Annotated in this window: 20 protein-coding genes; 5 read left to right on the top strand and 15 right to left on the bottom strand. The window is 70.9% G+C overall.

Annotation, left to right across the window (positions count from 1 at the left end; genetic code table 11):
• Positions 1-188: 188 nt before the first annotated feature.
• The 8 genes from cobT to ACFUO4_RS37185 form a co-directional block, all read right to left on the bottom strand.
• Positions 189-4580 (bottom strand): nicotinate-nucleotide--dimethylbenzimidazole phosphoribosyltransferase, encoded by a 4392-nt coding sequence (gene cobT, locus ACFUO4_RS37220; protein ID WP_383493258.1) that lies wholly within the window; start codon positions 4578-4580, stop codon positions 189-191.
• Positions 4581-4947: 367 nt separating this feature from the next.
• Entirely contained in the window at positions 4948-6159 is a 1212-nt protein-coding gene (cbiE, locus tag ACFUO4_RS37215; RefSeq protein WP_383493255.1) for a precorrin-6y C5,15-methyltransferase (decarboxylating) subunit CbiE, read from the bottom strand.
• A gap of 101 nt (positions 6160-6260) precedes the next feature.
• Positions 6261-6899 (bottom strand): GNAT family N-acetyltransferase, encoded by a 639-nt coding sequence (locus ACFUO4_RS37210; protein WP_383493252.1) that lies wholly within the window; start codon positions 6897-6899, stop codon positions 6261-6263.
• A 153-nt stretch (positions 6900-7052) separates the two neighbouring features.
• Positions 7053-7877, bottom strand: coding sequence for a MetQ/NlpA family ABC transporter substrate-binding protein (locus tag ACFUO4_RS37205; RefSeq protein ID WP_383493249.1), 825 nt, complete (start codon positions 7875-7877; stop codon positions 7053-7055).
• A gap of 9 nt (positions 7878-7886) precedes the next feature.
• Positions 7887-8723, bottom strand: coding sequence for a MetQ/NlpA family ABC transporter substrate-binding protein (locus ACFUO4_RS37200; protein ID WP_383493246.1), 837 nt, complete (start codon positions 8721-8723; stop codon positions 7887-7889).
• A gap of 76 nt (positions 8724-8799) precedes the next feature.
• Positions 8800-9525 carry a methionine ABC transporter permease gene (locus tag ACFUO4_RS37195; RefSeq protein ID WP_079311824.1) on the bottom strand — a complete coding sequence of 242 codons (726 nt, stop codon included), beginning with the start codon at positions 9523-9525 and terminating at the stop codon, positions 8800-8802.
• A complete protein-coding gene (locus ACFUO4_RS37190) occupies positions 9522-10553 on the bottom strand; it encodes a methionine ABC transporter ATP-binding protein (RefSeq protein ID WP_059196734.1) in 1032 nt (343 codons plus the stop codon). Before ACFUO4_RS37190 ends, ACFUO4_RS37195 begins: the two co-directional genes overlap by 4 nt.
• 323 nt (positions 10554-10876) lie before the next feature.
• Complete coding sequence (locus tag ACFUO4_RS37185; protein WP_383493242.1) at positions 10877-11527, bottom strand: HAD-IA family hydrolase; 651 nt, start codon at positions 11525-11527, stop codon at positions 10877-10879.
• A gap of 111 nt (positions 11528-11638) precedes the next feature.
• Here ACFUO4_RS37185 and ACFUO4_RS37180 point away from each other — a divergent pair, with 111 nt between their 5' ends.
• Positions 11639-11998: a hypothetical protein gene (locus ACFUO4_RS37180; RefSeq protein WP_079311822.1), complete on the top strand. Its 360-nt coding sequence runs from the start codon at positions 11639-11641 to the stop codon at positions 11996-11998.
• A complete protein-coding gene (locus ACFUO4_RS37175) occupies positions 11979-12422 on the top strand; it encodes a hypothetical protein (protein WP_383493239.1) in 444 nt (147 codons plus the stop codon). Before ACFUO4_RS37180 ends, ACFUO4_RS37175 begins: the two co-directional genes overlap by 20 nt.
• On the opposite strand, the gene ACFUO4_RS37170 is transcribed toward ACFUO4_RS37175, so the two are convergent.
• From ACFUO4_RS37170 to ACFUO4_RS37160, 3 genes are all read right to left on the bottom strand, one after another.
• Complete coding sequence (locus ACFUO4_RS37170) at positions 12412-12909, bottom strand: GNAT family N-acetyltransferase (RefSeq protein ID WP_079311820.1); 498 nt, start codon at positions 12907-12909, stop codon at positions 12412-12414. The two genes, ACFUO4_RS37175 and ACFUO4_RS37170, sit on opposite strands and share 11 nt — an antisense overlap.
• A 45-nt stretch (positions 12910-12954) precedes the next feature.
• Positions 12955-13509 (bottom strand): RNA polymerase sigma factor, encoded by a 555-nt coding sequence (locus ACFUO4_RS37165; RefSeq protein ID WP_383493426.1) that lies wholly within the window; start codon positions 13507-13509, stop codon positions 12955-12957.
• 74 nt (positions 13510-13583) lie between these two features.
• Positions 13584-14774: a glycerophosphodiester phosphodiesterase gene (locus ACFUO4_RS37160; RefSeq protein ID WP_383493236.1), complete on the bottom strand. Its 1191-nt coding sequence runs from the start codon at positions 14772-14774 to the stop codon at positions 13584-13586.
• 323 nt (positions 14775-15097) lie between these two features.
• Between ACFUO4_RS37160 and ACFUO4_RS37155 the strand changes: the two genes are divergently transcribed.
• Positions 15098-15772, top strand: coding sequence for a lysophospholipid acyltransferase family protein (locus ACFUO4_RS37155; protein WP_383493423.1), 675 nt, complete (start codon positions 15098-15100; stop codon positions 15770-15772).
• A 50-nt stretch (positions 15773-15822) separates the two neighbouring features.
• On the opposite strand, the gene ACFUO4_RS37150 is transcribed toward ACFUO4_RS37155, so the two are convergent.
• The 4 genes from ACFUO4_RS37150 to argH all read right to left on the bottom strand — a co-directional run bounded on the left by ACFUO4_RS37150 (position 15823) and on the right by argH (position 20562).
• A complete protein-coding gene (locus ACFUO4_RS37150) occupies positions 15823-17349 on the bottom strand; it encodes an MFS transporter (RefSeq protein ID WP_383493234.1) in 1527 nt (508 codons plus the stop codon).
• A complete protein-coding gene (locus ACFUO4_RS37145; protein ID WP_383493231.1) occupies positions 17346-17897 on the bottom strand; it encodes a TetR/AcrR family transcriptional regulator in 552 nt (183 codons plus the stop codon). The genes ACFUO4_RS37150 and ACFUO4_RS37145 overlap by 4 nt, the downstream gene beginning before the upstream one ends.
• Positions 17898-17982: 85 nt before the next feature.
• On the bottom strand, positions 17983-18957 hold the full coding sequence (locus tag ACFUO4_RS37140; protein WP_383493228.1) for an aldo/keto reductase: 975 nt from the start codon (positions 18955-18957) through the stop codon (positions 17983-17985).
• A 174-nt stretch (positions 18958-19131) separates the two neighbouring features.
• A complete protein-coding gene (gene argH, locus ACFUO4_RS37135; RefSeq protein WP_383493226.1) occupies positions 19132-20562 on the bottom strand; it encodes an argininosuccinate lyase in 1431 nt (476 codons plus the stop codon).
• 195 nt (positions 20563-20757) lie between these two features.
• Between argH and ACFUO4_RS37130 the strand changes: the two genes are divergently transcribed.
• Entirely contained in the window at positions 20758-21639 is an 882-nt protein-coding gene (locus tag ACFUO4_RS37130; RefSeq protein WP_079311813.1) for a hypothetical protein, read from the top strand.
• Between the two features lie 122 nt (positions 21640-21761).
• Positions 21762-22349 carry a pyridoxamine 5'-phosphate oxidase family protein gene (locus ACFUO4_RS37125; protein ID WP_079311812.1) on the top strand — a complete coding sequence of 196 codons (588 nt, stop codon included), beginning with the start codon at positions 21762-21764 and terminating at the stop codon, positions 22347-22349.
• The last annotated feature ends 3 nt before the right edge of the window (positions 22350-22352 follow it).

Genomic DNA, 22352 nt, shown 5'->3' with positions numbered 1-22352 from the left:
TGCAGATTTTAAGGGGCGGGGGGTCTTGGCGGCTCAGGTGTCCGGTGGCTGGGCATCGTGGCCGGGTGCGGGTGCGTGGGGCTGTGCCCACCCGTTCCGCCCTGCGGAACGACGGCCCACAGCCCCACGGCAGCTGACAACGGACCGGGCGCCGGCGTACGCAGCGCCTCCCCGTGTCGGAGCAACCGCTACTTCTCGGTTACCCCCGCCGAGTCGAACGTCGCCACCTCGTGCATCGCTCTCGCCGTGCTCTGGACGAGCGGGAGGGCCAGCAGGGCTCCGGTGCCCTCGCCGAGACGCAGGTCGAGGTCGACCAGGGGCCGCAGACCGAGCTTGTTCAGGGCGGCCACATGGCCGGGCTCGGCGCTGCGGTGGCCCGCGATGCAGGCCGCGAGGACCTCGGGGGCGATCGCACGGGCGACCAGCGCGGCGGCGCCGGCGCTGACGCCGTCCAGGATCACCGGGGTGCGCAGGGAGGCGCCGCCCAGGAGGAGGCCGACCATCGCCGCGTGCTCGAAGCCGCCGATCGCCGCGAGGACGCCGATCGGGTCGGCCGGGTCCGGCTGGTGGACCTCGATGGCACGGCGGACGACCTCGGTCTTGCGGGCGAGGGTCTCGTCGTTGATGCCCGTGCCGCGGCCTGTCACCTCGGCCGGGTCGGTGTCCGTGAAGACCGAGATCAGGGCCGCGGACGCCGTGGTGTTGGCGATGCCCATCTCACCCGTCAGCAGCGCCTTGTTGCCGGCCGCCACCAGGTCGCGGGCCGTCTCGATGCCGACCTCGATGGCCTGCTTGGCCTCCTCGCGGGTCATCGCGGGGCCGGCGGTCATGTCGGAGGTGCCCGCGCGGACCTTGCGGGGCAGCAGACCGGGGGTGGCGGGGAGGTCGGCCGCGACGCCCACGTCCACCACGCAGACCTCGGCACCGACCTGGCTCGCGAACGCGTTGCAGACCGCGCCCCCGCCCAGGAAGTTGGCCACCATCTGGGCCGTCACCTCCTGCGGCCAGGGGGTGACACCCTGCGCGTGCACGCCATGGTCGCCGGCGAAGATCGCGACGGCCGCGGGCTCCGGGATCGGCGGCGGGCACTGCCGGGACAGACCGGACAGCTGGGCGGAGATGATCTCCAGCATGCCGAGCGCGCCGGCCGGCTTGGTCATGCGCTTCTGCCGCTCCCAGGCCTCGCCGAGCGCCTTCGCGTCCAGCGGGCGGATCTGGGCGACCGTCTCCGCGAGCAGGTCGTGCGGCTCCTCGCCGGGCAGCGCGCGGCGGCCGTACGTCTCCTCGTGCACGACCCACGACAGCGGGCGGCGCTTGGACCAGCCGGCCTGCATCAGCTCGGGCTCGTCCGGGAACTCGTCGACGTACCCGACGCACAGGTACGCGATGACCTCCAGGTGCTCGGGCAGGCCCAGGGCGCGGACCATCTCGCGCTCGTCGAAGAAGCTGACCCAGCCGACGCCGAGGCCCTCCGCGCGGGCGGCGAGCCAGAGGTTCTCGACGGCGAGCGCTGCGGAGTACGGCGCCATCTGCGGCTGGGTGTGCCGGCCGAGGGTGTGGCGCCCGCCGCGGGTCGGGTCGGCGGTGACGACGATGTTCACCGGGGTGTCGAGGATCGCCTCGATCTTCAGTTCCTTGAACTGCTTGGCCCGGCCCTTGGGAAGGGACTTGGCGTACGCGTCACGCTGCCGCATCGCCAGCTCGTGCATGCTGCGCCGGGTGTCCGCGGAGCGGATGACGACGAAGTCCCACGGCTGCGAGTGGCCGACGGACGGGGCCGTGTGGGCCGCTTCCAGGACGCGGAGCAGCACCTCGTGCGGGATGGGGTCGCTGCGGAAGCCGTTGCGGATGTCGCGGCGCTCGCGCATGACCTTGAGGACGGCCTCGCGCTCGGCATCGTCGTAGGCGGGCGCGGCCGGGCCGGTGGACTGACGTACTTCTTCCACGGTGGCCGTGCTTTCTTCCTGATCGGCGGCCCGGGTGTCCAGGTCGTCGGCGTTCTGTGCGAGTTCTGGTTCTGCTTCTGGTTCTGCGAGTTCCGGGGCGTCGCCGTCCCGGGGGGCGGGGACGGCGGGCTGGTCCTGAGCCGAGGCGGCCTCGGCCGCGCCGTTCTCGCCGGTTGCGGGTGCCTGCCCGGTCTCTGTGGTCTCCGCCGCTTCGGCGGGGAGGACGAGCGGCTGCGGCGGCGTGGGGGCCAGGTGCGGTGTGGTCGGCACCGAACCCTCCACCGGGACGAACTGGCCCATGGGCTGCTCGGGGTCGGAGGTCCACGGGGCGCCGGACGCGAGGTCCGGGGCGACCGGGGTGTGTGCGGGCGTGGCCTGGTCCATGAACAGGACCTGGGGGCCTGCGGGTTCGTTGACGAGATCCTGCCGGGGCGAGGGCGAGGGCAGGGGCGGCTGGGGGGCGTCCGGCTGTACGGAGGCCGCAGGGGCGGACGCGGCAGCGGGGGCCGGCTCGGAAGCAGGGGTGGGCTCGGAAGCGGGGGTGGGCTGGAGGTCGGCGGAGTGGGATGCGTCCGCCGGGGACGCGGGAGCCGGGGCGTCCAGCGGGGTTGCTGCCGGGGTCTCGGGCTGCGAGGCGTCCGGGGTGTGGGACGGGGCGACCGCGTGGTGAGATGCGGTGGTCTCGTCCGGCTGAGCGGCGGGGGCGGCCGGCTGCTCGGTCTGCGCCTGCGCGAGGTCCGCGGGACCGGGCAACGGCTCGGCGCCGGGAGTGGCTTCGGCCGGCGGTTCTACGACGGTGGCTTCGGCCGGCGGTTCTACGACGGCGGCTTCGGTCGGCGTTTCCACGACGGTGGCTGCGGCGGCGACGGGTTCGGCGGGCGTGGCCGGGGCGGCTTCCGGCTGCGCGAGCTGGTCGGCAGCGGGGGCGGAGGGGGTCGTGGCGGCGGCCTCGGCGGTTTCGGGGGCCGTGGGGTCGGCTTCGGGAGCCGTGGCGAGCGGGGGCTCCGGCGCGGACTGCTCCGCGTCTGCCTCCGAGGGGGCCGGTACGGCCTCGGCCCCGGGCACGATGGCCTCGGGCAGGGCGGCGGCAGGGTCGGAGGTCTCAGCCGCGACGGCCTGTCCCGCGTCAGCGGCAATGTCGGCAACCGGCACCTGCTCGGTCTCGGCCGCCGGTGCCTCGTGAGGCTGCGGCGCAGAGGCCTCGTCGGTCTCGGCAGTCTCCGCTGCGACCGGAGGCTCGACGTCCTGAGCCGCGTCGGCCGTGTGGGCGGCCTCAGCCTCGGGGGCCGCCTCGGCAAGCTGGGCCTGACCGGCGTCCGTGACGGCGGCGTCGACGACGGGCTGCTCCGCGACACCCGCATCGCCGGTCTCGGACACCGCAGCCGGAACCTCCCCGGCCGCCGGCGCCTCGCCACCGTCCGGAACCTCCCCAGAGGCCGCGGAGTTCACAGGAGCCGCAGGAGCTGCGGAAGCGGCAGGAGTGTCAGCGGCCGTAGGGACCGTCTCACCGTCCGTGTCACCCCCTGCACCGGCCACGGGCACACCCTCGCCCTCGACCGGAACGCCTTCTGACTGCACGCCCTCCGGCTGAGCCCCCTCCGGCCGCACACCTTCCGACTGCGCCTCCACCGGCTGTCCCGCCCCACCGACAGCACCCGCCTGTGTGGTCAGGCGGGCGACCGCGGCCTGGGCCGCGCCCACCGGCTCGGGGGCGTGCTGGGCCGTGGGGCCGGCGGCCGGAACAACCGTTTCGGCAGCCTGGGCCACCGCGCCCGCCGGAGCGGGGGCACCCCAGGCGGTGGCGCCCTGTGGGGCCATCTCGCGCAGGGGCTGGGAGACGTCGAGATACTCGGGACCCGTGGTCGGCGGACCCGCGTGACGGGTCGGCGCGCCCGCGGGGCCGCGGTCGGCGAGGGAGCGGACCGGGCTCGCGGAGGTGTCGGGGATGGGCGGGCCGAGGTGCAGGGGCCGACGGGGGGTGATCGGCGGGATCGGCGTCGTCGGAGCCGACGGGGCCGTGGCGACGGGCTGCGGGGCGGGCAGACGGACGCCGCCGAGGTCGACCGAGCCGCTGTCGCGACCGGACATCTCGTGCGGACCGGGCTCGTGCACACCGTCCCCGTAAGAGGCGGCCGGCACCGGCTCCCCGAGGGATGCCTGCGCGGGCTCGGCGAAGGACTGGTGCGTCCCGTCAGCCAGGGGCTGGTACGCCGCGTCAGCGAGGGGCTGGTGCATCGCGTCTGCGGGAGACTGGTGCGTCCCGTCAGCGAGGGGCTGGTGCGCCGGGTCCGCGAGGGGCTGATGCGCCGGGTCCGCGAGGGGCTGATGCGCCGCGTCCGCGAAGGCTTGGTGCGACGGGTCCGCGAAGGGCTGGGGCGTCGGGTCCACCGGCGGCTCCTGTGCGGCGGCCTGCGCCGACGGCTCCTGCACGGTCTCCACGACGGGCTCCGGTGCGGGCGGGGCGACCTCGTTGCCCCACGCGCCCTGGGCACCCGGCAGCAGCAACAGGTCTTCGTCCTCGGCGGTGGTCTCGGAGAGGTAGGTGTACGCACCGTGCGCAGGGACGCCCGGCTGCTCCACCATGCCTGCGTTCTCCGGCAGCCCCTCGCCCGGGACCTGGCCGGTGTCGGTCATGCGTACCCCTCGCCCATCGGTTAGTGCTTCTACGACCAGCTCACCGGGAACGGCGCACCGACCGCCCCCGCAGTGAAGAACGAGCGTGCGTGCCCAGCGGCACGAACGGCCCGCCGAGAAAGACGACAAAGCCATTAACTGGCATTGTCCCGGCCGTTCCCCCGTCGCGACAGGTTGATCCGCGACAGCCCGCTGTGGACTGCGCCACGTTGCGCGTCCTCCGGTTCTGCCGTACCACACCCACCCCAAAACGGGCGCGTTTTCCGGACATTGACGAACGAAAGACCGGGCCACCGGGTGCGGTACAACAGTCCGCCAGCCTACCGCGCGCGGTACGACAACAGGATCACCGGGACGGCGTACAGAGTCACACCGTGCGGTCGGCGAGCGCCCCGCTGAGCAGGAACGCGACGCTCCGTTCCTTCTCCGTCCAGGCCCTGGTGTCGAGTTCGAGGGACTGCAGGAGGGCGCACTCGACGCGGTAGCCGTGCTCCGTCAGGTCGCGGCCGAGGAGTTCGGCCTCGTCGCGTGTCGAGGCGTGGGCGACGATGCGCTGCGGGCGGCGGTCGGCGACGGCGGAGACGACGGCGAGGCCCCCGCCGCCGACGCGGACGACGTCCGGTTCGGGCAGGTTCTCCAGGACGTGCGGGGCGGTGCCGCGGACGATCTGGAGCTGGACGCCGAAGCGGCGGGCGGCGGCGTCGGTGCGGCCGCAGGCGGTGAGGTCGTGGTCGACGGCGATGACGGCGGCGCCGGCCCGGGCGGCCTCGACGGCGAAGGCGCCGCTGCCGCAGCCGATGTCCCAGACGAGGTCGCCGACGCGCGGGCCGAGGCGGGCGAGTTGGGCCGCGCGCAGCAGATCCGTCTCGCCCTCGCCGAGCGGGCCGTCGTAGGCCTCGGCGGGCTGGGTCCAGCCGCGCGGGCCGGTGCCCGGGTCGCGTCCGGAGATCCAGCCGCCGTCCTCCCCCGCGCTGACCGGGCCGCCGATGACGATGACCACGTTGGGGTCGCGCCAGGTGTGGTCGGCGGCCTTGTCGGAGGTGAGGATGGTGACCTGTTCGCGGTCGGTGCCGAGTTCCTCGCAGATGACGAAGGTGCGGTGGACGCCCTCCATGAGCAGGCCGAGTTCGGCGGGGCCCGCCCCGGGCGAGGTGAGGACGGCGACCTTGGTGTGGGCGCGGCACACGTTCACCGCGCGGCGCAGGGTGCGGCGGTGTGCGACGACCACCTGGGCGTCGTCCCAGGGCATGCCGGCGCGGGCGAAGGCGGCGGCGACCGAGGAGACGGCGGGGACGACCTCGACCTCCAGGCCGAACTCGGGTGCGCGCAGGGTCCGTACGACTCCGAAGAAGCCGGGGTCGCCGTCCGCGAGGACGACCGCGGTGCCGCGGTGGCCGGCGATCCGGCGGGCGGCCAGCGAGACGCTGCCGAGGCGGATGCGCTCGGCGGCGGGCGGCACCTCGGGCAGTGCCAGGTGGTGGGGGGCGCCTGCCACCAGCGTGGCGGCGCCGAGCGCGGCGCGTGCCGCGGCCGTCAGGGGCGAGCCGTCCCAGCCGATCACCGTGACCCGGTCGGCCATCTTCGTCAGTCTCCAGGTTTGCGCAGGTCGTCAGCGGCGGGCTTGGTGAGGGTACCTGGTCGACCCGGCGAACGCGGCAGCGGTACCGTCCGCCCCCTGGTTCAGTTCCAGTCGCCGTACGACGTGAAACCGCTGGTGTCGGCCAGCTGCTCCCCGGCGCCCTCCAGGTCCTCCGGCAGCAGGCTCCAGACGATGAAGTCGGTGCGGACGTCGGCCCAGGTGTCGTCCTCGGTGCGGACGCGCGCTATGCAGGCGTTGCGCAGGACGCCCTCGCTGATGCAGCCGATCTTCTGGGCGACCTGCTGGGAGGCGGTGTTGTCGGCGGCCGTGCGGAGCTCTATGCGCTCGAACTTCTGGTCGGTGAACAGCCATTGGGCGGTGGCGAGCGCGGCCTCGGAGGCGTAGCCCTCGCCGCGGGCCCAGGGGGCGATGATGTACGACAGCTCGGTGGACCTGATGTGCCAGTTGGTCTTGGTCAGCTGGACGATGCCGACGAGGCGCTGGGTGAGGAACTCGGTGACGGCGAGGTCGAGGCCGCGGCCCGCGGCGCGTTCGGTGGGCGCGTACTCGGTGATCCAGCCGCGCGCGTTCTCCTCGGTGAAGGGCTGGGGGACGTCGGTCCAGGCGGTGATCTGCTCATCGTTCATCATCTCGGTCAGGGCGGGCACATCGTCCTCGTCGAGGGGACGCAGCACCAACCGCTCCGTGCTGATGGAGATGTTGGGGAAGGTGCTAGTCATGCGCCACTCCGTAACCTTCGGAAAACCTTCAAGTCCTGCCGGGCTCCTGCTGAACTGCCCAGCATGCAGCATGAAAGCACTGGACCGCACTACAGGGTCCACCCGGGGTGAGCGAGTGGACCCTGTGCGTGGCGATACGCGGTATACGCGCCGTCAGCCGGTGGTGACCGGCAGGACGCTGCCCTGGTACTTGTCCTCGATGAACTTCCTGACCTCCGCGGAGGTCAGGAGCTTCGCAAGCTTCTCGACCCGGGGGTCGTCCTCGTTGCCGCGCTTGACGGCGAGGAGGTTGGCGTAGGGGTTGTCCTTCGCCGCCTCCAGGAGGATCGCGTCCTCGGTGGGGCTGAGGCCCGCGTCCTGGGCGTAGTTGTTGTTGATGACCGCGGCGGCCACGTCGTCGAGCGAACGCGGCAGCTGGGCGGGTTCCAGCTCCTTGAACTTCAGGTGCCGGGGGTTGGCCGCGATGTCCGCGGGGGACGCGTCGGTGGCCGCGCCGTCCTTGAGCGTGATGACGCCCTTGGCGGCGAGGAGTTTCAGCGCGCGGCCCTCGTTGGTGGTGTCGTTGGGCACGGCGACGGTGGCTCCGTCGGCGAGCTTCGTGACGTCCGTGACCTTCTTCGAGTAGACGCCCATGGGCGGCAGGTAGGCGTCCACGACCGGAACGAGGTCGGTCCCCTTGGACTTGTTGAAGTCGTCCAGGTAGGGCTTGTTCTGGTAGAGGTTCGCGTCCAGCGAGCCCTCCTGGAGCGCGGTGTTCGGCAGGACGTAGTCCGTGAACTCCTTGATCTCCAGCTTCAGGCCCGCCTTGTCGGCGAGGTTGTCCTTGATGTACGCCAGGACCTCGCCGGCCGGGACGGCGGTGGCGCCGACGACGAGGGTGCCGTCGTCACCACCACCGCTGTCACCGGAGTCCGAGCCGCAGGCGGCGAGCCCGAGGGCGAGTGCGAGGACCGAGGCGGCGGTGAGTGTCTTGCGCATGCCGGGGCCTCAGAAGGACGCGATGACGGAGCCGTCGTACTTGTCCTCGATGAACTTCTTGACCTCGGGCGAGGTGAGGAGCTTCGCGAGCTTCTTCACGCGCGGGTCGTCCTCGTTGCCGTCCTTCACCGCGAGGAAGTTGCCGTACGGGTTGTCCTTGGCGGACTCCAGGACGAGGGCGTCCTTGGCCGGGGACAGGTCGGCCTCGATGGCGTAGTTGCCGTTGATGACGGCGGCGTCGACGTCGTCCAGGGAGCGCGGGGTCTGGGCCGCCTCCAGCTCCTTGAACTTGAGGTTCTTGGGGTTCTTGGTGATGTCGGCGGGCGTCGCCTCGTTGCCCACGCCGTCCTTGAGCGTGATGATCCCGTTGGCGGCGAGCAGCTTGAGGGCGCGGGCCTCGTTGACGCTGTCGTTCGGGACCGCGATGGTCGCGCCGCTCTTCAGCGCGTCGGCGCTCTTCACCTTGTGGGAGTAGAGGCCGAGCGGCTCCAGGTGGACCGTCACGACGGGCACGATGTGGGTGCCGTTCTTCTTGTTGAAGTCGTCGAGGTACGGCTGGTTCTGGAAGTAGTTGGCGTCGACCGAGCCGTCCTCCGTCGCCGTGTTCGGCGTGACGTAGTCCGTGAACTCCTTGACCTCCAGGTCGAGGCCCGCCTTCTTCGCCAGGTGGTCCTTGACGTAGGTGAGGATCTCGGCGTGCGGGACGGGGCTCGCGGCGACGACCAGCGGGCCGCTGGAGTCGGAGGAGCCGGCGGAGGACGAGTCCTCGGAGCCGCAGGCGGTGAGCCCGAAGGTGAGGGCTCCGGCGGCGAGGACGGCGGCGGTGAGCTTTGCGGTGTTACGCACGAAAAGTGCCTTTCCTTTTGGGCAGAGCGACCCCGCGGTTGTGGTGCGGGGAAGTTTTCGGGAGTGAGAGGGCGGGTCAGACGGTCTTGGTGTCCGCCGTCGCGGCCTTCAGCAGCCGCAGCTTCGGCGCCGGTCCCGTCTTGCCGCCGCGGCTGTGCAGCGAGCGGGCCGCGAAGTCGCCGGCGAACTGGATCAGCGAGATGACGACCGCGAGGATCGCGACGGTGATCCACATGAGCTGGGTCTCGAAGCGCTGGTAGCCGTAGCGGATGGCGATGTCGCCGAGGCCGCCGGCGCCGACGGTGCCTGCCATGGCGGAGTAGCCGATCAGCGCCACGATCGTGGTCGTGGTGCTGGCGATCAGCGAGGGCAGCGACTCCGGTACGAGGACCTTGCGGACGATGGTCCAGGTGTTGCCGCCCATCGACTGCACGGCCTCGACGAGTCCGCCGTCCACTTCGCGGACAGCCGTCTCGACCAGACGCGCGAAGAACGGGATCGCCCCGATGGCGAGCGGCACGATCGCGGCCTCACGGCCGATGGTGGTGCCGGTGATGGAGCGGGTGAAGCCCATCAGCGCGACCATCAGGATGATGAACGGCATCGAGCGGGCGACGTTCACGACCTGCCCGATGACCTTGTTGGCGACGACGTTCTGCAGGAGCCCGCCCCGGTCGGTGAGGACGAGGAGGACGCCGAGCGGAAGGCCGCCGACGACGGCGATGACGGTGGACCAGCCGACCATGTAGAGGGTGTCCCAACACGCCTGGGACAGCAGGGGCTGCATCTCGGACCAGGTCACTTGGCACCTTCCTTCACCAGCAGGTCTTCACCGACGACATCGATCTGGAGGCCCTGCTCGCGCAGGAAGCCGACCGGAACGACGTTGTCCTCGTAGCGGCCGGGCAGTTCGATGCGCATCCGGCCGACCTGGAGTCCGCCGACGGTGTCGATGGCGGCGCCGAGGATGGAGATGTCGATGTTGTAGGTGCGCGACAACTGGGAGATGACCGGCTGGGTCGCGGCCTCGCCGTGGAAGGTGACGTCGACGACGGTGCGGTCGGCGCCGGTGGCCTCGCCGCCTACCGGGAAGAGCGCGGTGGCGAGCTCGGAACCGGGCGTCGCGAGCAGCTCGCTCACGGTCCCGGACTCGACGATGCGGCCGTTCTCCATCAGTGCCGCCGAGTCGCAGATCGACTTCACGACGTCCATCTCGTGCGTGATGAGCAGGACGGTCAGGCCCAGCTGCCGGTTCAGGTCGCGCAGCAGCTGGAGGATGGAGCGGGTGGTCTCCGGGTCGAGGGCGCTGGTGGCCTCGTCGGAGAGCAGCACCTTGGGGTCGCCGGCCAGGGCGCGGGCGATGCCGACGCGCTGCTTCTGGCCGCCGGAGAGCTGGGCCGGGTAGGCCTTGGCCTTGTCGGCGAGCCCGACGAGGTCAAGGAGTTCGAGGGCCTTGCGCGAGCGCTCCTTCCCGGACTTGCCGAGGATCTCGAGCGGCAGCTCGACGTTGTCCTGGACGGTCCGGGAGGACAGCAGGTTGAAGTGCTGGAAGACCATGCCGATACGGCTGCGCGCCTCACGCAGTTCCTTGCCGGCCCGCGGGCCGCGCCCGGCGAGGGCGGTGAGGTCCTGGCCGGCGACGGTGACCGTGCCGGCGGTGGGGCGCTCCAGCAGGTTGACGCAGCGGATCAGGGAGGACTTGCCGGCACCGGACTGGCCGATGACGCCGTACACCTCGCCTTCGCGGACGTGGAGATCGACGCCGTCGAGGGCGGTGACCTCGCGGCCGCGTGAGCGGTAGACCTTGGTGAGGCCCGATGTGGTGATCACTGGGATTCCATCACTGTCGAGTTCGTACGCGGGCGTGGGTGTGCCCTGGTACGAGAGGAACGGGTGTGCGCGGGGCAGCACGGTCACGTACGGCGGGGCCGGTACGGACATGCCACAGCTGCTCGCTTCGGGGCGCGAGGCTCAAGGGGTGGTGCGGGGGCCCTCTAGAAGGCGCACATTCGACACATACAGCGAGCACCGGGCGTCATGGTCGCCTCGGTCGCAAAGGTGCGGCAGCTCGTCGTGGTCATGGAATCAGTAAAGCAGACGCATGGTCCTTACCAACCGCCGCTGTCCGCATGCTGGACAGCGGCGGACAGGGGTCAGGCGCGGACGGAGATCTCCACTCCCCCGGCGGTGACCAGTGCGGACAAGGCCGACAGGTTCTCGACCACCAGGTCGGCGTCCAGTTCGTGGGCCTGGTGGGTTGTGGTCAACGCCACGGTGGTCATCCCGGCGGCGCGACCGGCCGCGAGACCGGCGGGGGCGTCCTCGAAGACGACGCAGTCGGCGGGGTCGACGCCGAGTTCGCGGGCGGCGAGGAGATAGGGCTCGGGGTCGGGCTTGCCGCGGGTGATGTCGTCGGCGGTGACGAGGGTCTTGGGGAGGATGCCGACGGCGTCGAGGCGGGCCTCGGCGAGCCGCCGGGTGGCGGAGGTGACGACGGCCCACCGGTCGGCGGGCAGCGCGGCGAGGAAGTCCCGGGTGCCGGGGAGCAGTTGGACGCCGTCGTTGGGTACGTCCTCGACCTCGAGCTTCTCGATCCGCGCGAGGGCCTCGGGCACGATCTCGGCGGGCAGCAGGTCGGCGGCTATCTCGACGGCCGGCCGCCCGTGCAGCTCCACGCGCGCGAAGTCGTCGGCGGTGATGCCGTACTCCTTCGCCCACTGCCGCCAGCAGCGGTCCACGGAGGCGAGGGAGGAGACGAGCGTGCCGTCGTTGTCGAAAAGCATGGCCTGTGCACGGATCTTCATGCCCTCGACCCTACGGGGTCGTGTCCCTTGCTCGAATCTCGCTGCACAAGGGCTCGGGGCGAGGCCGGGGCCGACCCCGGTCTGTCTTCCGCGCCGTAATAAGGTCGCTGCATGCTTGATGCCCTGACGCTCGTGACCGGCGTCGCCGCGCTGCTGCTCGCCGCCTGGTGCGGCTGGGCCGCCTACCGTGACCAGCCGACGAAGGACTGGCACTTCATCGGGATGGGCGTGGTGTCGCTGCTGGCGACCGTCCAGCTGGTCGTGGGGATCGTGCAACTGGCCCGGGGCGAGAAGCCGGAGCAGGGGACGACGATCTTCGTGGCGTATCTGCTGGGCGCGTTCGCGTGTGTCCCCGCGGCGGGGCTGATGTCGCTGACCGAGCGCTCGAAGTGGGGCTCGGTGACGGCGGCCGCCGGCGGTGTGGTGCTCGCGGTCCTTGAGGTGCGGCTCTATGACATCTGGGGAGGCTGAGGTGGCGGCGACCGAGGAGAAGCCGACGCGGCTGATCAGCGGGCCGGGGATGCTGCTGGTCTGGCTGTACGGGGTGATGGTGGTCGGCGCGGTGTCGCGCTCGGCGTACCAGATCGCCACCGAGTTCGACCGCGCGCCGCTCGCCTACTCGCTGTCCGCGGTGGCGGGCGTGGTCTACGGGTTCATCACGTACTCGCTGGTCCGCGGTGGTGAAACGGCCCGCAAGGCGGCGCAGGTGTGCTGCGCCGCCGAGCTCGCGGGCGTGCTGATCGTCGGTACCTGGACCCTGATCGAGCCCTCGGCCTTCCCGGACGCGACCGTGTGGTCGGACTACGGCATGGGCTACATCTTCATCCCCGTGCTGCTGCCGCTGTCCGCGCTGTACTGGCTGCGGAAGGCCGGTAACCCCACCGCTACGCGGTAGCCGCGTACGTCCCCGCCGGCTTCTCCAGGACGATCATCGGTACGCCGTCCTTGCCCTGGGACGTGCCCACCGCCTCGTAGCCGACCTTGCGGTACAGGCGGAGGTTGCCCTCGCTGCGGTGGCCGGTGAAGAGGCGGAAGCGGGTGGCGCCGCGCTCCTCGGCGAGGGCCGACTCCGCCGCCCTCAGCAGCCGGGCACCGATGCCGTGGCCCTGGAGTCGGGGGTGGACGCAGAGCTTGCCGATGGCGGCCGAGCCGTCCTCGGTGACATGGCCGCGGACGGAGCCGACGACCTCCTCGCCGAGCCGGGCCACGAAGACGCAGTCGGAGACGACCTCCTCACGGACCGAGTCCAGGCTCTGGACGAGCGGATCGATGCGGTAGTTGCCGTACAGCGCCGCCTCACTCTGGAAGCACAGGTACTGCAACCTGAAGATCTGCTCCGCGTCCTGCACGGTCGCCGCAGAGATGGTCACGCTCATGCCCATGTGCGCACGCCTCCCGCTCACCTGATCGCCTGTCGTCCCTCACTCCTATCCCCGCGCTCCGCGGGCCGCAACCTCCGGTGTGAGCAAACGACGCAGACATCCCAGGCATCTGGAACGTTCCGGGCCGAGACTGCCCTGTGAGATACCCAACTCCCCCGCGATTTCCCGGTATGTGAGGTCCTTCGGGGAGAGCAGCGCCTCCATCAGCCGGGGACAGCGGCCCGGCAGTCGGCGTACGGCGTCCCGCAGCGCCCGGCGCCGCGCGGCGGCCAGGGCGTGGTCCTCGGGACTGCGGCCGACCTCGTCCGCGGGTTCGCTCTCATACGGCCGTTCGCGTCGGGTCCTACGACGGGAGCGGCGTGCCTCGGAGCGGACGGCCCGGCGGAGCCAGCCCGGCGGGTCCACGGGCGGGCCGTCGGTGTCGAGGCGCTCCAGGAGGCGGAGCCAGACCGCCTGTTCCAGGTCGCCGGGTTCGGCGCCGGCGGCGTGCGCCTCCGCGGAGGCCTCGGCGGTGAGCAGGGGGCGCAGGGAGGTGAGCAGCTCGTGCTGCGGGGCGGTGACCAGGTCGGATGGCGGGGTGGTGAGCAGGTCGCGCGTCATATGGCTCACGACGCGGCCGTCCGGGCGGCGGGTTGCCCGGACGGCCGGTTGTCACCCCGATCGGGGGCGGGCGCTCAGCTGTTGACGAAGTCCTCGCGGGCCAGCAGGCCGGTGTCGGGGTTGTCGGTGAAGACACCGTCGATGCCGGTGGCGAAGTACGTCCGGTAGGCGCCGAAGACATCGCCGTACGCGTCGGCGTCGGTGCCCTTGCGGAAGCTCGTCGGCAGGAAGGGGTTCTCGTTGCGCATGGTGTAGGGGTGCAGGATCAGCCCCACCTTGTGCGCGTCGGCGACGAGGGTGGTCGGCGTGGTGAGGTCGCCGTTCGCGTCCTTGGGGATGACCAGGTCGAGGGTGGGGCCGATGCCCTGGGCGTAGCCGGCGATCTCGCGGAGCCCGGCGGGGGTGACCAGGTCGGCGACGGTGCGCGGGTCGCCCGCCTCGACGAAGTCCCAGGGGCGGCTGGCCGCCGACGACAGCAGGACGACCAGCGGGTTGTCGACCAGGCGGTTGAGGCGCTGGATGCTGCTGGGCTCGAAGGACTGGAGGATGACCGGGGAGTTGCGGCCGTCCTTGCCGTGCTTGCGCAGCAGCTTCGCGACCCGCTCCTCGAGGCCCAGACCGAGCTTGCGGAAGTAGGTGGGGTGCTTGGTCTCCGGGTAGATCCACACCTGCTTGCCGCGCTTGCGGGTCTGCTCGTCCTGCCACTTCAGGACCTCTTCGAAGGTGGGGATCTCCCAGCGCCCGTTGTAGAGGGTGTTGTGCGGACGGTTGGCCGGAATGCGCTCGACGGCGCGCAGGGTCTTCAGCTCGGCGAGGGTGAAGTCCTCGGTGAACCAGCCGGTGACGGAGACGCCGTCCAGGACCTTCGTCGTCCTGCGGTCGGCGAACTCCTTGTGGTCCGCGACGTCGGTCGTCCCGCCGATCTCCGGCTCGTGACGGCAGACCAGGTGACCGTCCTTGGTGGGCACCAGGTCGCCGGCCTCGACGACGTGCGCACCGAGGTCGAGGGCGAGCTGGTACGACCCGAAGGTGTGCTCGGGCCGGTAGCCGCTGGCACCCCGGTGGCCGATGATCGTCGGCACCGGCAGGCTTCTCAGCCCGCCGCCGTGCCGCGCTTCGGCGGTCCCGTCGGCCGTGGCGGCTCGCGCCGTACCGGACAGACCGAGGACCGCTCCCCCGGCGCCGAGCACGGCCGCGCCGAGGAGCGCCCGCCGTCCGGTTACACCCGTCTGCCCGTCCACGGCCTGAGAATCCTGCGATCCCATGAGCGCCCTCCTTGCGTCGGCTCGTCAGTGCGGGCCGATCGTAGGTGCGTGTACATGACTGCGGGGAGACCTGTGGCGGAACACGCCGGTGACTCCGGATGTCGTGCGTGAGACGCAAGGTGACAGCCCGTCAGGCCGTGGGGGCGATGTCCGTCACATGATGGCCGTCCGGTTACGGGCGGTCTTTCGCGCGCCATCGCAGGTAAACCCGCGTCAACACTGCGTAAGACCTCGGTGAACCCGATGTGCAAGACCCCCCGGCCCGCGAGTATCGTCCTCACCTGCACAGACTTAGACCGATTCCCTTGACACCGGAGGGCCCGTTGTCCCGCTTCGCGCTCATCAAGGCAGTGCTCGGACCGATCATGCGCCTGATGTTCCGCCCACAGGTGGAAGGCGCCGAGCACATCCCCGGGGACGGCCCGGTCATCCTGGCCGGCAACCACCTCACGTTCATCGACTCGATGATCCTTCCGCTCGTCTGCGACCGGCAGGTCTTCTTCATCGGCAAGGACGAGTACGTCACCGGGAAGACCCTGAAGGGCCGGCTCATGGCGTGGTTCTTCACCGGCGTCGGCATGATTCCGGTGGACCGGGACGGTGGACGTGGTGGCGTCGCCGCGCTGATGACCGGGCGGCGGGTGCTGGAGGAGGGGAAGGTCTTCGGCATCTACCCGGAGGGGACGCGGTCCCCCGACGGGCGGCTGTACCGGGGACGCACCGGCATCGCGCGGCTGACCATGATGACGGGCGCGCCTGTGGTGCCGTTCGCCGTCATCGGCACGGACAAGTTGCAGCCGGGCGGTGCGGGGATGCCCCGGCCGGGCCGGGTCACCGTTCGGTTCGGTGAGGCGATGGAGTTCTCGCGGTACGACGGGATGGACCGGGACCGGTATGTGCTGCGGGCCGTGACGGATTCCGTGATGACCGAGGTCATGCGGTTGTCCGGGCAGGAGTACGTGGACATGTATGCGACCAAGGCGAAGGAAGCCGCGTAGTTTGTCGGCTCGCGGCCGGTGGGGGTTGCTCGCGCAGTTCCCCGCGCCCCTTAAGGTCGGCCATCCAACCGTTGGCCACGAAGCAGGAACCAGGCTGCAATCGCCGTGGCGAGCAGGACCCCTGCTCCTGCTCCCGCCGCTATCGCCAAGCCGTCCACGAAGGATTCCCGCGCCGCCGTGAGCAGTGCTTCGGCCTGCTGCGTCGGCATTCCTGCCGCCGCCTCCACCGCCGCGCCCAGCGACTCGTGAGCGCCCTCCGGAGTACCTGCCGGAGCCGCGAAGCCCCGGTACACGCCCGTCACGATCGAGCCCAGTACGGCGATGCCCAGGGCCGCGCCCAGTTCGTACGCCGTCTCCGAGACCGCCGACGCCGAGCCCGCCTGCTCCTTCGGGACGCTGGAGAGGATCACGTCCGCCGTCACCGTGAAGGAGAAGCCGGCGCCGATGCCGACGACCAGCAGGGCGGTGCCGAGCAGCGGGTAGCCGGTGCTCTGGTCGATGACCGTCAGCGAGGCCAGTGCCACGCCGACCGCCGCCAGGCCGCCGGAGACCACCGCGCGCACCGACCAGCGGCGGGCCGCCCAGCCCGCGACCAGACCGGCCGCCACCGCGCCCACCGCGGCCGGAAGTTCGGCGAGGCCCGCCTCCAACGGGCGTCGGCCCTGGACGAGTTGCAGGTACTGGGAGAGGAAGAAGACCAGGCCGGACAGGCCGAGGATGGTCAGCAGGTCGGCCAGGACCGCCGCGCTGAAGCCGCGGTTGCGGAACAGTCGCATGTCCAACAGGGGGGTAGGCAGGGTCAGTTGGCGGTGGACGAACCAGTACAGGGCCGCCGCGCCGAGTGCGCCGATGCCGAGGATCTCCCAGCCGAAGCCGTGCGTGGCCGTCTCCTTGACCGCGTACACCACCGCGATCATGCCGACCAGGGACAGGGTCACGCTGATCAGGTCCCACGGGCCCGGGTCCGGGTTCTTCGACTCGGGCAGCAGCTTGATGCCGACGAGGACGAGGACCGCCATCACGGGCAGGTTGATGAGGAAGACCGAGCCCCACCAGAAGTGTTCGAGCAGGAAACCGCCGGCGATCGGGCCGATCGCGGTGCCCGCGGAGGCCGTGGCGCCCCAGATGCCGACGGCGAGGCTGCGTTCGCGCGGGTCGTGGAAGAGGTTGCGGATCAGGGCCAGGGTCGCCGGCATGAGGGTCGCGCCCGCGACGCCCAGGAGGGCGCGGGCGAGGATCATCAACTCCGGTGTCGTGGCATAGGCGTTGAGGACCGATATCGCGCCGAACGCTGTCGCGCCGATCAGGAGGATGCGCTTGCGGCCGATGCGGTCGCCGAGGCTGCCCATGGACACGAGCAGACCCGCGATGACGAAGGAGTAGACGTCACCGATCCAGAGGAGCTGCGAACCGGTGGGGTTCAGGTCCTCGCTGATGTAGGGGGTCGCGAGACCGAGGACGGTCGCGTCGACGGCCACCAGCAGCACGGCGAGCACGAGGACGGAGAGCGCGAGCCAACGGCCCGGGCGCTTGGTCACCGCCTCGGTCGTGGTCGTCGGCTGCAGGGTGCTGGTCATGATTCCTCTCTCCGTAGTGCGCCGCCGAGAAGCAGCTCGGCGATCATGTGGGTGAAGTCCTTGCGGGCCACGCGGCCTTCCGACACGGCCCAGGCGCCGGAGGCCAGCAGGCCGTACAGCGCCTCGGTGAGCCAGACCGGGGTCAGGTCGATACGGAAGTCACCGGCCGCCTGGCCGCGCCGGAACACCGCCGCGATGCGGTCGTCGATCCTCGTCCAACCGGGGTTCTGTCCCTCGCCCTCGAACAGCTGGTTCTCGGTGTAGAGGAAGGCGAGCAGGGCGGCGGCCGGTTCGATCTCGCGGACGAGACGGTGGACGGCGTCCCGCGCCGGGCCCTCGTCGAGGCGGGCCGCGTCCAGCGCGGCCTCGCACTCCTCGATGCCGAGCGCCTCGAGAGCCCGTACGAGTGCGTCGCGCCCCGCGAAGTGGCGGTGCAGCGTGGCCCGGCTGATCCCCGCGGCCTTGGCGACCTCGTCCATGGTCGCGGTGGATTTGCGGGTCAGCAGGGCCGCGGCGCTGCGCAGCACGTGGTCACGATCGACAGCCATGAGACAACAATAGCCCATGTGAGACATTGATGTCTCATAACGGGCACAGGTGTCTCACGAGGGTGGGTGCTGACCAGCGGTTTCCTCAGTGCCAGGGAAGGCTGCCGCGCTTCTCCCAGTACACCTGGGGCTCCTCCGCCAGCTCGGCGAGGCGGGCCAGTTGGTCGTCGTCCAGGTCCACGACGGCCGCGTGCAGGTTGGACGCGAGCTGGTTGGTGGTCGCGGCTCCGGACAGGACGACACCCGCCCAGGGCTGGCGCAGGACGAGAGCGAGGGCGACCGCGTCACACCCGAGAGACGTTTCTGCCGCTACGGCCTTCAGGGCGTCCGGCGCGTACGGGTCCGCGAGCCTGCCGTTGGCCATGCCCTCCTTGACGATCACCGTCAGCCCGGCGTCGTGGGCCTCGGCGAGGGCGGGGGCGGCGGAAGTCTCCAGCACGTTGTACGTCGACTGGACGGTACGGAAGAGGGGGTCGCCGTCGACCGTGACCTCCAGGGCGGCCCGGATGGCGTCCGCCTGTGCGGGGCCGCTGGTGGAGAAGCCGATGCTGATGCCGTCGGCGGCGGCGGCCTCGGCGAGTCTGGCGTGGAGTTCCTTGTCGGTGAGGGCCGGACTGTCGGGGGTCACCGAGTGGATCTGGTAGAGGTCGAGGTGGTCGCCGAGGAGTTCGGCGGTCTCGCGGCGCTGGCGGTCGTAAGTGCCGACGCTGTGGTCCTTGACCTCGTGCTTCTCGGCGTCGGTCGTCCACGCGGCGGTGTACGTGTAGCCCCATTTGCTGCCGATGACCACGTCGTCGATGTCGGGGCGGGCGTTCAGCCAGTCGGCGAGGAACTCCTCCGAGCGGCCGTAGGAACGGGCCGCGTCGAAGTAGCGGACGCCCTGGAAGTAGGCGGCGTCGAGGAGTTCGTGCGTGCGGGTCCGGAGGGCTTCGACGCTCCGGTTGGCTCCGAGGTCGTCTTTGCGGCCGAGGTTGATGTAGCCGGGGCGGCCGACCGCTGCGAGGCCCAGGCCGATGTGGCAGGTGGGGGTGGTTGCGGTGGCCAGGCGGGCGAAGGGCATCGCGGGCTCCGTTGGGTCGGCTCCAGGCTGTTCACCAACTTAACCCGCGATGACCTTCGCTTCAGAGCTCGGGTGATGCGGTGCGTTGTGCGGCTGCGGGTGGTTCGGGGTTGCTCGCGCCCACGCGGCGGAGCCGCAAATCGATACAGCCCCGCGCCCCTAGGGGCGTCGGCCTCAGGCCTTCTTCGCAGTGGCCCAGGCGTGCTGCGCCGCCACGTCCGCCTTCACCTCCGCCAGCTGGATCGCCACCGCGCTCGGGGCCGTGCCGCCCCTGCCGTTGCGGGAGGCCAGGGCGCCCTGGACGTTGATGACCGTGCGGACCTCCGGGGTCAGGTGGGCGGAGATCTTGGCGAACTGCTCGTCCGTCAGTTCGTCCAGTTCCTTGCCCTCGGCCTCCGCCGCCTTGACGCACTCGCCGGCGACCTCGTGGGCCACGCGGAACGGGACGCCCTGCTTGACCAGCCACTCGGCGATGTCGGTGGCGAGGGAGAAGCCGGCCGGGGCCAGTTCCTCCATGCGCTCGCGGTTGACCGTGAGGGTGGCCATCATGCCGGTGAAGGCGGGGAGCAGGACCTCGAGCTGGTCGCAGGAGTCGAAGACCGGCTCCTTGTCCTCCTGGAGGTCGCGGTTGTAGGCGAGGGGCAGCGCCTTGAGGGTGGCCATGAGCCCGGTCAGGTTGCCGATCAGGCGGCCGGACTTGCCGCGCGCCAGCTCCGCGATGTCGGGGTTCTTCTTCTGCGGCATGATCGACGAGCCCGTCGAGAACGCGTCGTGCAGGGTCACGAAGGAGAACTCCTTCGTGTTCCAGATGATGATCTCCTCGGCGATACGGCTGAGGTTCACGCCGATCATCGCGGTGATGAAGGCGAACTCCGCGACGAAGTCACGGGACGCCGTGCCGTCGATGGAGTTGCCGACGCTGCCGTGCTCGAAGCCGAGGTCCTTGGCCACCGCCTCCGGGTCGAGGCCGAGCGAGGAACCGGCCAGGGCGCCCGCGCCGTACGGCGAGACGGCCGTGCGCTCGTCCCACTGGCGCAGCCGCTCCGCGTCCCGGGACAGGGACTGGACGTGGGCGAGGACATGGTGGGCGAAGAGGACCGGCTGGGCGTGCTGGAGGTGGGTGCGGCCGGGCATCGCCACGTCCGGGTGGGCCTCCGCCAGGCCGATCAGGGCGTCCTGGAGGTCGGCGATCAGGCCGCCGATGATCCGGGCGTGGTCCCGCAGGTACATCCGGAAGAGGGTCGCCACCTGGTCGTTGCGGGAGCGGCCGGCGCGGAGCTTGCCGCCGAGGTCCGGACCGAGGCGCTCCAGCAGACCGCGCTCGAGGGCGGTGTGCACGTCCTCGTCGGCGATGGTGCCGACGAAGTCACCGGAGGCCACGTCGGCTTCCAGCTGGTCGAGCCCGGCGATCATCCGCTGAAGCTCGTCCTCGGTGAGCAGGCCGGCCTTGTGGAGCACGCGCGCGTGGGCACGCGAACCGGCGATGTCGTACGGAGCCAGCCGCCAGTCGAAGTGCACGGACGCGGACAGCTTGGCCAGGGCCTCGGCGGGACCGTCGGCGAAACGGCCGCCCCAGAGCCGGACGTCACCGCTGTTGCTGCTCACTTGCGTTGCTCCTCATCGCCGCATTCAAGGTTATGCATGAGTATGCAGACCTCTGCATGATTCGTCAATCTGACTCTCTTTTGGTCTCCCTTTGAACATGGGAAACCGCTTGCTCGTACCTCCCCCCGAACGCAGGCGCCGCGTTTGTACACACCGAGAACTCAACGACACTCCCGACCCTTGTGAGGCATCCGCATGTCCAGGGCTCTTCCTAAGTACAACAAGCGCCGCGTCGCCCTCATCGGCAGCGCCACCGCACTGGTGCTGACCGGAGCGGTGATCGCCGGTTCCGCCCTCGCCGGGGAGAGCTCCAAGAGCAGCGGCGGGACCGACGCCCGCACCCTGGCGAGCCCCGGCACCATCAGCTGCCCGGACGTCGCCTCCAAGCTCCCGGCCATTCCCGCCTCGGCGCAGGCCGAGGTCACCCGCAATCTCACCCTCCTCCAGACCCAGATCAGCGAGGCCAACAAGCGTCTCGTCGACACCGTCGGCCAGGGCGGACCCAACTTCGTCCAGAACGCCATCCTCGGCCCCCTGAAGGACAAGCGGGTCGCGACCGTCAACCGGATCGCCACCGCCATCGGCCGGACCGCCGCCAAGCCCCAGGGCCTGGACGCCCTCGCACCCTGCACCCTGAACGCCGGCGGCGCCACGGGTGCGGGCGGACAGGCGGGCGCGGGCAACTCGGGCAACGCGGCCGGAAACGCGGGGAACGCCGGGAACACGGGGAACACCGGGAACGGCGGCAAGAACACGGGCAACACCAACGCCGGCAACGCCGGTGTCGGCACCATCAGCTGCCCGGACGTCGCCTCCAAGCTCCCCGCCGTTCCGGCCTCCGCGAAGGCCGAGGTGGACCGCAACCTCGCCCTCCTCCAGACCCAGATCAACGAGGCCAACACGCGTCTGGTCAACACGGTCGGCCAGGGCGGACCCAACTTCGTCCAGAACGCCATCCTCGGCCCCCTGAAGGACAAGCGGACGTCCACCATCGACCGCATCGCCATCTCCATCGGCCGGACCGCCGCCAAGCCCCAGGGCCTGAACTCCCTGGCCGCCTGCACGCTCACCAAGTGACGTGACAGGCGCTGTGGCCGCCCCGTGTTCTGCGCCGGCCGGGGCGGCCACGGCGGGTTCCGGGCAAGCGGAGCCCGCAATTCATTAGACAGGCGAAATACCTGCACCCATAATCGTTAGACATGGGAAAGACTTACGAGCGCATAGACGGCAGGCTGCGGACCTTCATCGAGGAGCAGCCCCTCTTCTTCACCGCGACCGCCCCGCTGGCCGGTGACGGCACGGTCAACCTCTCCCCGAAGGGCCTCAAGGGCTCCTTCGCCGTCATCGACGAACTGACCGTCGCCTACCTGGACTTCGCCGGCTCCACCGCCGAGACCGTCGCCCACCTGCGGGAGAACGGCCGGATCACGCTCATGTGGTGCGCCTTTCAAGGCCCGCCCAACATCGTCCGGGTGCACGGCGAGGGCGAGGCCGTGCTGCGCGACGACCCCCGTTTCAAGGAACTGCTCACACACTTCCCGGACATCGACCCGAGCCTGCACGGCCTGCGGGCGATCATCGTGGTGACGGCCCGGCAGATCCGGGACTCCTGCGGCTACGCGGTGCCCTTCATGACGTACGACGAGGACCGGGACCTGCACGCCAGGCGCTTCGCACGCGAGGACGACGAATCCCTCAGCGCCTACTTCGCCAAGAAGGAGCACATCGCGACGAGCCTGGATGGCCTACCCGGGCTGCCGCTGCCGCTGCCGCCCTCTACCGTCTGAGCC

Source organism: Streptomyces sp. NPDC057280, from assembly GCF_042668605.1.
Taxonomy (GTDB): Bacteria; Actinomycetota; Actinomycetes; order Streptomycetales; family Streptomycetaceae; genus Streptomyces.
The sequence above is the reverse complement of the archived record's forward strand: the minus strand, read 5'-3'. Positions and strand labels throughout refer to the sequence as shown.